Raw genomic sequence first — 11,224 nt, 5'->3', positions numbered from 1 at the left:
TATTTTGTAGTTTCCACGGTTTACTCCCCACTCCTCACTCCCCACTATCCACTAAAAACGTGAGGAGAGTTAAATGATGAATACAAATTATACAACCCAAATGGATGCTGCCAGAAAAGGCATTATTACTAAAGAAATGACTGCCGTTGCTCAGAAGGAGCAAATGGATGTAAATGTATTGTGCGAAAAGGTGGCGAAGGGAACGATAGTAATTCCTGCGAATAAGAATCATACCAGTCTTGCTCCTGAGGGAGTTGGAGAAGGCCTGAGAACAAAAATCAATGTAAACTTAGGGATATCAAAGGATTGCTGTAATATTGATGTAGAGATTGAAAAAGTAAAAAAAGCGTTGGATCTGAAAGCGGAAGCCATTATGGACTTAAGTTCCTATGGTAAAACACAGGAATTTCGTCATAGATTAATTGATATTTCCCAGGCAATGATCGGGACGGTGCCTATTTATGATGCGGTAGGATTTTATGACAAAGAGCTTAAGGATATTACCGAACAGGAATTCTTGGATGTGGTAGAAAAGCATGCGCAGGATGGCGTCGATTTTATGACGATCCATGCGGGTATTAACAGGGCTACAGCAGAAAAGTTCAAGAAGAACAAAAGATTGACCCATATTGTATCCCGCGGTGGTTCGCTCATGTTTGCTTGGATGGAGCTGAACGGAAAAGAAAATCCTTTTTATGAATATTATGATAAGGTTCTTGATATATGTGAGCAGTATGATGTTACCCTCAGTTTAGGAGATGCTTGCCGGCCGGGCAGTATCAATGATTCAACAGATGCATCTCAGATTGAAGAGTTGATTGTATTGGGAGAGCTGACCAAAAGAGCTTGGGAAAGAAATGTACAGGTCATGATCGAAGGTCCGGGTCATATGGCATTGAATGAAATCGTTGGGAATATGATGCTGGAAAAAAGGCTGTGCCATGGGGCGCCTTTCTATGTGTTAGGTCCGATTGTTACCGATGTAGCGCCGGGGTATGACCATATTACAAGTGCGATAGGGGGAGCGGTCGCTGCGGCAAATGGAGCTGACTTCCTTTGTTATGTAACGCCTGCGGAGCATCTGAGATTGCCGACATTAGAAGATATGAAGGAAGGAATTATCGCAACAAGAATTGCTGCCCATGCCGCAGATATCGCAAAAGGCATCAAAGGAGCCAGGGATTGGGATAACCAGATGAGTGAAGCGCGGGCAAATCTTGACTGGAATAGTATGTTTGAACTGGCAATGGATCCTGAAAAGGCGAAGCAATATAGAGCCGAATCCACACCGGAGCATGAAGATAGCTGTACCATGTGCGGTAAAATGTGTTCAATGAGAAACATGAAGAAGATCCTTAGCGGAGAAGATCTTAATATTTTAAGAGATTAATATTAGCAGTTTAAAGCTGTCAGTTTTCGGGTAAAACAAAGCTGACGGCTTTTTTGCGTCCATTTATTAGATGGAGTGATGATTTTGCTTATTGAAGGTATACTGGTAGAAGGGTTTTTTATACAAAGGCTAAATAGATTTGAGGCAATAGTGGATATAGAAGGAGAAGGCCGGTTGGTTCATGTACCCAATACCGGCAGGTTGAAAGAACTGCTGATACCGGGGGCGCCGGTTATGGTGAAGAAGTTTAATAATCCTAAACGAAAAACGCAGTTTGGATTGCTGCTTGTAAAAAAGGATGATGTATGGATATCCATCGATTCGGCGAATGTTCCCAATAAAATGGTATATGAAGGGTTAATGAATAGAATATTTCCACGATTTAACAGATATGAGCAAATAAAACGGGAAGTGACGGTAGGAAATAGCCGGTTTGATTTCGGACTTTTTTCCGGTGATGAAGAATATTATATTGAAGTCAAAGGCGTGACGCTGGTTGAAGATAGAAAAGCGTATTTCCCTGATGCGCCAACTGAAAGAGGGACAAGACATCTCAAGGAGTTAACGCAGTTAAGGTTGCAGGGTAAAGGTGCGGGAGTCATCTTCATCATTCAACGGAAGGATGCGGATATGATTGCGCCTAATGATAGAACGGATAAGGCGTTTGGCAACGCACTTCGAAAAGCTTATGAAACAGGAGTGGATATGTGGGCATATACATGCAATATTACGCATGAGCATATTGCCATTGATAAGGAAGTTGCAGTATATCTATGAAGATATCAAAGGTTGAATAATTTACTCTAGCAGTATATAATAACCATAATAATATTTACCATCATTTATAGGAGTGTGACATGAAAAAAGTACCTTTTAATGAACTGCAAAAACGAATGGATTGTTTTAGAGCTCAAATGAAGGTTTCGAATCCGGATTGGAAAATAGCAGTTGTTTTTAGTAAGATAAATTTATACTATTTCACCGGAACCATGCAAGAGGGGATGTTGATGATCCCCAGGAATGATGAAGCGGTCTTTTGGGTACGTAGAAGTTATGAACGGGCGCAGGATGAATCGTTGTTTCCAACAATAAAGCCAATGCAGAGTTTTCGGGATGCTGCGCAATATATGAGGAAACTGCCGGATACGGTGTATCTGGAAACGGAAATAGTACCATTGGCATTGTATCAGCGTTTCCAAAAGTATTTTCCTTTTCAAGAAGTTAAATCGGTTGACAGGCAGATTTCGGCAGTCAGAGCAGTGAAAAGTGCATATGAGTTGTCCCTTATGGAACAAGCGGGCAGCATTCATAAGAAAGTTTTGGAAGATCGTGTGCCCGAAATATTAGTGGAAGGAATGAGTGAAGCCGAGCTTGCCACTCGCATCTTTTCAATTATGGTAGAGGAAGGGCATCACGGAGTGGCTCGTTTTGGAATGTTTGATACCGAAATAGTATTGGGGCATATTTGTTTTGGTGAAAGCTCTATCTATCCTACGTATTTTAATGGTCCTGGAGGAAATTACGGAATGCACCCTGCGGTACCTCTGTTAGGCAGCAGAGAACGCAAATTAAGAAAAGGAGATTTAGTCTTTATTGATATAGGATGCGGGGTAGATGGTTATCACACCGATAAAACCATGACTTACATGTTTGGTACGCCGCTGCCCAAGGAAGTCGTAGATACACACTACAAATGTGTTGAGATACAAAACAGCATTGCTGGAATGTTAAAACCCGATGAAATTCCGGCACACATATATAAGACAGTAATGAATGAAATTGATACCGATTTCTTGAAAAATTTCATGGGAATGGGGAACCGGGCTGTAAAGTTTCTTGGACATGGTATCGGGTTATTCATTGACGAACAGCCGGTGATTGCTGAAGGGTTCATACAACCGCTGCAAGAAGGGATGGCATTTGCGCTTGAGCCTAAGAAAGGCATAGAAAGTATCGGTATGGTAGGAGTGGAAAACACATTTTTAGTAACACGTGACGGAGGAAGATGTATAACGGGAGATCATCCCGGATTAATTCCTGTATACTAATAATGGTTTATATTTAGATAACCGATTGTGCTATCTTGGAATTCCAAGATAGCACAATCGGTTAAAGTTATTTCTTAAATATAAAATCTTTAACGTAATATCATACGCGTTAAGTTAAGCTATTTTTTACCAATTTAATTGAGCAAATAGTGTTCCTGCAATCGCTCAACCGTGGTTTTGCGATTACGTTTATCATGTAAGCTTTGTTCGGCCGCTCTTTTAAGAATCAGTCGCAGTTCCGGTATTGCTTCAGTGGTTGCATAAAGGCTTGAAAATATTTTTTCCACCTTTGTCGCAATTAGTTTGATAAACGACATCATACTAATGCATCTGTTTTTTTGTTGGTACATGAGGGCATACAGTGCTGAGTAGACTGTGAAAATTAGTATAATGGCAATTAACCTTCCATATAGAAGACACTCTAATTGCTCTTTACCACAGTTGCCTACTTTGCCAAGGTTTAGATAGCTTTTGCAAGCCTTAAATAAAAGCTCTATCTGCCATCTAGCTCTGTACAATTCACAGGCTGCCTTTGGAGTAAGCATATGTGCTGGGGCGTTAGTAATTAGAAGGTTCCATCCTAATAACTCTAAGTCATAGTCACTCAGTGTTTTGCCTTGTGACTTTGCTTTTTTATTTGCTTTGCGCCTACGTTCATTAGCGACTTCATCAGGTAAACGTACACCAATCAGCCGACATTGTAGTAATTTAGAATACTTGGTGCCAAAGTATACATCTATATCAACACTGGAGCTGTTTTTTAAAACACTTAAAAGGTCTAAGGCTTTAAAAGATTTAGTGTCAGAATTTTGTATTTGAAAAACAGTATTTGATTTAATTCGGCTAAGAAAATATGCACCTTTGGATATTATTTTCCTAAACAAATCTTTACTGTAATATCCTAAGTCAGTAATTAACAGCTCACCATGATGAATGTGTTTTAGAAGTTCATCTTTATAGCCGGCATCTGGACCAGGCGCCTTTGTCAACTCCATATTTGTGATAGTTCTGGACTTAAGGCTATATATAGTCTGGATTTTTAGAGCAGCTTTTGCATTATTGCCACCAAGACCTTTCCAGACATCTGCTAATTTGTCCGGAAGAGTAACTTTAGAGCTATCACATATTTTTACATCAGTAAAAGCTTGGAGCACATCGAGATTCTGGACAGTTATTGCTCTCTTGGCAGAATACTCAACTGCTGACTGGAATACTTGTTTTAGCAATAAAGCACTTGTAGCCAAACGTTGAAAAAGTCCTTCGCGTGTTATACTAAGTCCGCGTTGAATATTTTCGCATTTAGAAGCAGTTTGACGTAAGGATGGATTAGGGGTGTCCCATAAGCCGAATGTAAATACTTTTACTATAGTATCTGGCAGCAGCTTAGAGCGGCGCACCGTAAACCCTGTGTCCTTAGAAATTTCCAGTATTTTTGTCTTTCCTAAAAAGCAAATAAAGCTTATAATTAGTGATATGGGAACTTGAAACATGGGAACCTCACCTTTCATTTCTCTATTACTTTGAGGTTCTCATGTTTTTTTCTTTTTTGCAAATGTAATTATTGGTTTACCATAACATGGCTTAGCTTAACGCGTATGAACGTAATATATAAAATCATTAAGTTCTTTTGTATAAAACTTAGCCTTTGTTAAATGGCACTTTCCATAGTTTCTCTCATGAATCTCTATTGTTCAACCAAATCCAAGTCGATCAAAGAAACATAGCTCCCTCTTTGGGGTAAGTTTCAATCAGAACAAAAAGCTCTGGCAGGACGTAGAAATAGAGTTCCCCGAATTTGACTATGATAAGATTGGGGCAAATACCGCATCAAATCCGATGTGGGTATATTTTGGAGCCGGAAATATCTTTAGAGGATTTACTGCGGTGCTACAGCAAAAGCTTCTTAATGAAGGGAAAGCGGATACAGGAACTGTAGCGGTAGAGACTTTCGATATAGCCGATGAAATGAAAGACAGCCATTTAAAGAAATTGGTTGAAAAGATAGAAGCATACTTTGAAAAATTAGTGGCAGGAAAAAGCGCAGTCAGAAAAACACTGGAAAAATATTAAATTTGATATATAATATAAGAGGAGGCAGCAGTATGAAAGCGATCCGGGTAAATGCGCCCCTAGATGTGGAGATATGTGAAGTACCTATGCCTGCAAGGTTATTTTGAAATATGAATGATATTTATAAGGATGTGAAACTATGAAAATGACATTTAGGTGGTTTGGAGAAAATCTTGACAGTATTTCTCTGGACAAAATAAGACAAATTCCCGGTTCGCCAGGCATCGTCAGTGCGATTTACGATGTCCCGGTAGGAGAGGTATGGCCGGTAGAAAAGATCAAGCAATTAAAAGATACTGTAGAAAAAGGCGGTCTGGAATTAGAAGTCATTGAAAGTGTAAATGTACATGAAGACATTAAGCTGGGTTTGCCGGCCAGAGATAGGTATATCGAAAACTATAAGGAGACATTGAGAAATCTATCAAAATTCGGTATTAAAGTAGTCTGCTATAACTTTATGCCTGTATTTGACTGGACCAGATCAGACTTGGCGAAAGTTTTGCCTGATGGATCTAACGCCTTATCTTATGAGGAAGAAAAAGTGCAAAAAGTAGACCCTGATAAGATGGTAGAAGAAATGGAAGCCAATTCAAACGGATACGAACTACCGGGTTGGGAACCGGAAAGACTTAAAGTATTAAAAGATTTATTTGAGCAGTATAAGGATGTAGATGAAGAAAAACTGTTCGAAAACCTTGGATATTTCTTAAGAGAGATTGTTCCGGTAGCCGAGGAATGTGACATCAGGATGGCAATACATCCGGATGATCCGCCGTGGTCTATTTTCGGACTGCCAAGAATTACAATCAGCAAAAAAAATCTGGAAAGAATCATCGATCTGGTAGACAGTGAATATAACGGATTGACGCTATGCAGTGGTTGCTTGGGTGCAAATCCTGAGAATGATATTCCGGAAATGGTTCGATACTTCGGTGGAAAAGGCAGAATACATTTTGGACATGTAAGAAACATAAAAATACATTCGCCTAGAAATTTTGACGAAGCATCTCATTTAAGTTCGGACGGATCATTGGATATGTTTGAAATCATGAAAGCATACCATGATATAGATTATAAGGGATATATCAGACCCGACCATGGAAGAATGATTTGGGGAGAAGTAGCAAGACCGGGTTACGGCTTGTATGATAGAGCCCTGGGAATCACATATTTGAATGGATTATGGGAAGCTATCGGCAAAATGAAAAAATGATTTAACTAAAAGGCAATCTAAAAGAATTTGTTAATCCAATTTCTTTCAGGTTGCTTTTTTATTATATCTTTTATAATTAAAATATTTTTTTAAGTAAATAATACTCTTATAGATGGAAACTGTTAATCCTTTTTCGTCTTGCAGGAGGTTGGGTATGAGATTGAAAAAAATGAACATAAATAAAAGCGTAAAAAAACTGGATACCAAAAAGCTGATTACTTATGGTGCTGGAGCAGCCGGAGCTGCTGCCAGCGTATGGGGCGCCAAGCTTGCGGGAAGAAAAGCTTTTCAAGTGGTTCAAAATCGTGCTGCCAAGGTGGTTATGACGGATATTTACGACGAAAATATATATGAGCTCATTTCATCAACATCTAGAGTAGGGATTCCGCAGGTAGCAGAGACAAACCTACGGGCAACGGAAGGGAAAGCGATTTCCAGGCCCATGGGAACACCTAAAAAATTTCCTAACATGGAGAGCCTGATGTTTAATATTGCGCAGCTCTATACTATGCCGACACCTTTTGAGGAAGAAATCGATGTGAAGGTAACCATAGGGAAAAAAGCAAAAAAACCGCTGGAAATGGAAATGCCCATTATGATCGCGCCTATGGCTTATGGAGTGGCGCTTAGTAAAAAAGCAAAGGTTGCGTTGGCAAAAGGGGCATCATTGGTTGGAATAGCCACTTCTTCCGGTGAAGGCCCTGTATTAAAAGAAGAAAGAGAAGCGGCGAAGAAATATATATACCAATATCACAGAGGAACTTGGGGAAAGACAGAACAGAATCTCACTGACTGCGATGCGATTGAAATACAATTCGGGCAAGGTGCCATAGCAGGAGTAGGGCATGTTTTTAATTCGAAATACATGGATAATGAGATGCGTGAAGCCTATGGATTTCCTCCGGGAAAGAATATCGTAGCTCATTCAAGACAACCGGAGGTGAATGAACCTTCGGAGCTGCCGAGGCTTGTCGAAAAATTAAAGCGGATAAGCGGGGGAGTTCCGATAGGAGCTAAGATCGGGGCAGGAAAGTATCTTGAAGCCGACCTTGATATTTTATGTAACAGCGGCATTGATTATGTAGCGGTGGATGGTGCTGAAGCGGCTACAAAGGGATCGCCGCCTATACTTCAAGATGATTTTGGAGTTCCTACGGTATTTGCTATAAACCGGGCGGCAGAGTGGCTGTATAAGAATAACTTTAAAAATAGAGTAAGTCTGGTGGTGGGAGGAAAAATCAGAACGCCGGGAGAAATGCTAAAGGCTTGTGCTCTAGGTGCCGATGCGGTCTATATCGGAAGCATTGCAATCTTTGCGATGTCCCATACCCAGGTTTTAAAGGTTCTTCCCTATGAGCCTCCGACACAATTGGTCTGGCACCACGCAAAAGGTGAAAGAAAGCTTCATATTGAAGAAGCAGCAGAGTCACTTAAGAAATTTTTGAATGCATGCAAAGAAGAAATCGGAGAAGGTATCAAAGGCCTGGGAAAAACGAGATTGAGTGAAGTGAATAAAGAAGATTTGATGTCGATAGATGAGATGGTCGCGTGTGCGTGTGGGATACCTATGGTATATGAGCCTTTTCAATATGAATATGAGGAGGAAGAATAAAATGCCGGTAGGCATAGTTAAATCTTATGATGAAGAAAAGAAGTTTGGATATATTCAGGTGAATGAGAAAGATGATATCTTTTTCTACCATGCCGATCTGGATGAGCCGGTGGAGGTAGGAGACCAGGTAGAATTCGATATTACTGAAGCTACACATAGCTTGCAAGCGGTATACATTCATAAGAAGCAGTAAATAACAAGGCTATCCTAAAAAGGGATGGCTTTCTTATTTTAAAAGATGCATGTAAATGCATACTTTTGTTGTTTATTGTGGTATATTTGTGCTATAATAAATTGTGTTTTACATAAAATAATTCGTTGTAAAGAAAAGAGGATGATAGTGGATAGATTTGTATATATTTTTATAAATATCATTGTTCCGGTATTTCTGCAGATAGGTATCGGTTATGCCATACAGAAAAAGTTTAATCTGCATATAGGAACTTTAACCAAAAGTGTTTTCTTTGTATTTTTGCCGGCAATGTTGTTTACAAAGATATATCATACAGAAATCAGTAAAGAAATTTTTTTTTCAATTATTGTGTACAGCTTAACCTTATTTAGTATTTTGTTCTTTATCAGTTGGTCAATTACAAGATTTAAAAAGTACGAAGGGCGTTTTTCAAAGGCATTTATAAACTCGGTATGTTTTTATAATGGAGGAAATTTTGTTCTTCCAATCGTTCAGCTTTTATACAATGATCCTTTTGCAACGGCAATACAAGTGATTGTAATCATGGCACAAAACATCACTTCAAATACAATCGGCGTATTCAATGCAAGCAGTGGAAACCAAAGTAAGCTTGCGGCATTGACAAGTATTTTAAAAATGCCGATGGGATATGCGATAATTGCAGCACTATTATTGAAAACGATGCACATTCAGATATGGGATCCGGTATGGTCCACATTAACTATTCTTGGGGAAGGAATGGTTCCGCTTGCAACATTCACACTAGGTGCACAGTTGGCAAATACTTCTATCAGTTTCAAAGCACCAAGAGTATATTTGTCAAATATGATAAGATTAATTGCCAGCCCTATATTCGCCTATATGATTACTTTGATTTTAGGAATTCACGGTGTTGTCGCGCAGGTGATGATTATTTCTGCCGCAGCGCCTACTGCGGTTGCAACCGCTTTGATGGCGATTGAGTTTAACAATGAACCTGAATTTGCATCGCATGCCGTATTTTCAGCAACTGTTTTCAGCTCGGTAACAGTCACATTGGTAATATATTTGGTTACAAATTTTATATAAAAAATAGCTAGGTGGGATATACCCGCCTAGCTATTTTTATATCGCAATGATCAATTATTGCTGCTGGCCGAATCCGGCACCAAAGCCGCCGCCAAAACCACAGCCACCGCCGAATCCGCGTCCCTGGCCTCTACCACCGGCACTGCCTCTTCCAAAGCCCATGCCTGATTGTCTTCCAAGGCCCCCGCCTATACCCGTACCATCACAGGTTGCAATTCTTTCTTCCATTGCTTTCAAGAAAGCATCAGCTTGCTCGCGGGTAATTGTACCTTCTTCAACTCTCTGTTCAACGATTGCCTTTTTCTGCTCAAGCATGCTGTCTTTGAATTGATCCAGTACACCGTTTTCATCGGCAATCTGCCCGTATGTCTTACCTGTCGATCTTTCCTCATAAAGATCTTCTACCGTTTGGCCTGTAGCGTCGGATAATACATCCACCGGTCTCTGGAATACTGTTTCTGCAGCGTATGCTGCACCTGCCGCAAGAATTCCTCCTGCAAGGACCATCGCTAAAAATTTCTTTTTCATGGTTAAAAACCTCCTCAAAAATGAATTACTTACTATGGTTATAATATACCTCTCCGATGTGTCAGTACTGTGACAGAAATATGTATATTGAAGGAAGTTTTTAAATTATCACAAATATTTTTCTGCAGCGATCTTTTTTCCTGTCTCCGTAACAAAATTTTTATTGATTATTTCTTTGATTTTTTCTTTATTTGTTATATTTTCTTCTTCGATATTTACCAAAAGGTCGGACTCCCATAAAATCTGGAAGTCAAGCCCGTCATTCTTAGCTTTGGTATGATGGTTTCCGATGATATAGCATATGCGGTCAATCATTTCATTGGGAAGTTCCATCCTATCCAGTATAGGCCGCGCAATCCCGGGACCTTCGATCTCCTGGTACTTACCTGAATTGGAGCCGTGTTTTTGTTCTGCTGCATGGATTCCGATATCATGCAGTACCGCAGAGAGAATAGAAGAGGTGCGAATATTTTGATCTGTAACATTCTCACTATTCAATATTTCTTCCGAGAAAGAAAGTACCTTTAACGCGTGATTGATTCTTCTTGTGTCATCTCCAAAGATCATCTTCATATCTTTTATTGCAATGGACTTGTAATCTTTTTCTCCATTCAAATTGAAAGGCAGTCCATGTTTGCCGGAGATATGTTGTATGTCGATCTCTACAATAGTAACGCCGTTGGCGACCGCATGGTCGTTGCACGGATTGGTATACCCGGGGGCATACTTGTCCATCAGCAGATCCAATACCTTCTTTTTATCAGCAAGGTTTTCTACATAGTGCGCTGTGCCGAATACTATTGCACTAGTGAATGCAGAAGTAGAATTGCTGGGAATGATTTTATGATCACCTATTACCGTGAAACAAACTTTGGAGTTATACTGAAGGTTGTCAATCTTATGACCGTGGTTTGCGCAATGAAACGCAACTTTATTACCATAATATACATAGTTTAAAGGAACAGCATAAGGATATCCGTCTTCACCCACCGTGCCCAATACGCCTACTTCCGAGTATTTTAACAGATGTAATGTTGCTTGGTCATCCAGGACTTTGTGCGGTTTATTAGATTTTCTAAACATATCTTAAATCCTCCATATA

At 39.7% G+C, this 11,224-nt stretch carries 11 protein-coding genes; 8 read left to right on the top strand and 3 right to left on the bottom strand.

The window, feature by feature from the left end:
- The first annotated feature begins 76 nt into the window (after window positions 1-76).
- The 3 genes from thiC (at window position 77) to QKW49_RS08325 (ending at window position 3,438) form a co-directional block, all read left to right on the top strand.
- Window positions 77-1,390, top strand: a complete 1,314-nt coding sequence (thiC, locus tag QKW49_RS08335) for a phosphomethylpyrimidine synthase ThiC (protein WP_282868094.1) — start codon at window positions 77-79, stop codon at window positions 1,388-1,390.
- Window positions 1,391-1,474: 84 nt separating this feature from the next.
- A complete protein-coding gene (gene sfsA / locus QKW49_RS08330; RefSeq protein ID WP_282867085.1) occupies window positions 1,475-2,167 on the top strand; it encodes a DNA/RNA nuclease SfsA in 693 nt (230 codons plus the stop codon).
- Window positions 2,168-2,247: 80 nt separating this feature from the next.
- A complete protein-coding gene (locus QKW49_RS08325) occupies window positions 2,248-3,438 on the top strand; it encodes a Xaa-Pro peptidase family protein (RefSeq protein ID WP_282867084.1) in 1,191 nt (396 codons plus the stop codon).
- 134 nt (window positions 3,439-3,572) lie between these two features.
- On the opposite strand, the gene QKW49_RS08320 is transcribed toward QKW49_RS08325, so the two are convergent.
- Window positions 3,573-4,928, bottom strand: a complete 1,356-nt coding sequence (locus QKW49_RS08320; protein WP_282867083.1) for an IS4 family transposase — start codon at window positions 4,926-4,928, stop codon at window positions 3,573-3,575.
- A gap of 394 nt (window positions 4,929-5,322) precedes the next feature.
- Here QKW49_RS08320 and QKW49_RS08315 point away from each other — a divergent pair, with 394 nt between their 5' ends.
- The 5 genes from QKW49_RS08315 to QKW49_RS08295 all read left to right on the top strand — a co-directional run bounded on the left by QKW49_RS08315 (window position 5,323) and on the right by QKW49_RS08295 (window position 9,594).
- On the top strand, window positions 5,323-5,508 hold the full coding sequence (locus QKW49_RS08315; RefSeq protein ID WP_349239096.1) for a hypothetical protein: 186 nt from the start codon (window positions 5,323-5,325) through the stop codon (window positions 5,506-5,508).
- Window positions 5,509-5,647: 139 nt separating this feature from the next.
- On the top strand, window positions 5,648-6,721 hold the full coding sequence (gene uxuA, locus QKW49_RS08310) for a mannonate dehydratase (RefSeq protein ID WP_282867081.1): 1,074 nt from the start codon (window positions 5,648-5,650) through the stop codon (window positions 6,719-6,721).
- Between the two features lie 154 nt (window positions 6,722-6,875).
- Window positions 6,876-8,333, top strand: a complete 1,458-nt coding sequence (locus QKW49_RS08305; protein WP_282867080.1) for an FMN-binding glutamate synthase family protein — start codon at window positions 6,876-6,878, stop codon at window positions 8,331-8,333.
- 1 nt (window position 8,334) lies between these two features.
- On the top strand, window positions 8,335-8,526 hold the full coding sequence (locus tag QKW49_RS08300; RefSeq protein WP_282867079.1) for a cold shock domain-containing protein: 192 nt from the start codon (window positions 8,335-8,337) through the stop codon (window positions 8,524-8,526).
- Between the two features lie 147 nt (window positions 8,527-8,673).
- On the top strand, window positions 8,674-9,594 hold the full coding sequence (locus QKW49_RS08295; protein WP_282867078.1) for an AEC family transporter: 921 nt from the start codon (window positions 8,674-8,676) through the stop codon (window positions 9,592-9,594).
- Between the two features lie 54 nt (window positions 9,595-9,648).
- Here QKW49_RS08295 and QKW49_RS08290 read toward each other — a convergent pair whose 3' ends face one another.
- Both QKW49_RS08290 and QKW49_RS08285 read right to left on the bottom strand, forming a co-directional pair.
- Window positions 9,649-10,122, bottom strand: a complete 474-nt coding sequence (locus QKW49_RS08290; protein WP_282867077.1) for a DUF2680 domain-containing protein — start codon at window positions 10,120-10,122, stop codon at window positions 9,649-9,651.
- 108 nt (window positions 10,123-10,230) lie between these two features.
- A complete protein-coding gene (locus QKW49_RS08285; protein WP_282867075.1) occupies window positions 10,231-11,205 on the bottom strand; it encodes a pyridoxamine 5'-phosphate oxidase family protein in 975 nt (324 codons plus the stop codon).
- Window positions 11,206-11,224 lie beyond the last annotated feature (19 nt).

Origin of the sequence: Petroclostridium sp. X23 (assembly GCF_030013905.1) — a bacterium.
GTDB lineage: Bacteria > Bacillota > Clostridia > SK-Y3 > SK-Y3 > X23.
This window is presented reverse-complemented; position numbering and strand designations above follow the sequence as displayed.

Excerpts from the sequence above, each read along its gene's own strand:
- QKW49_RS08300 (WP_282867079.1), top strand. The coding sequence starts at position 8,335 with ATGCCGGTAGGCATAGTTAAATCTTATGATGAAGAAAAGAAGTTTGGA.
- QKW49_RS08285 (WP_282867075.1), bottom strand. The coding sequence starts at position 11,205 with ATGTTTAGAAAATCTAATAAACCGCACAAAGTCCTGGATGACCAAGCA.
- QKW49_RS08290 (WP_282867077.1), bottom strand. The coding sequence starts at position 10,122 with ATGAAAAAGAAATTTTTAGCGATGGTCCTTGCAGGAGGAATTCTTGCG.
- QKW49_RS08305 (WP_282867080.1), top strand. The coding sequence starts at position 6,876 with ATGAGATTGAAAAAAATGAACATAAATAAAAGCGTAAAAAAACTGGAT.
- thiC (WP_282868094.1), top strand. The coding sequence starts at position 77 with ATGAATACAAATTATACAACCCAAATGGATGCTGCCAGAAAAGGCATT.
- QKW49_RS08325 (WP_282867084.1), top strand. The coding sequence starts at position 2,248 with ATGAAAAAAGTACCTTTTAATGAACTGCAAAAACGAATGGATTGTTTT.
- uxuA (WP_282867081.1), top strand. The coding sequence starts at position 5,648 with ATGAAAATGACATTTAGGTGGTTTGGAGAAAATCTTGACAGTATTTCT.
- QKW49_RS08320 (WP_282867083.1), bottom strand. The coding sequence starts at position 4,928 with ATGTTTCAAGTTCCCATATCACTAATTATAAGCTTTATTTGCTTTTTA.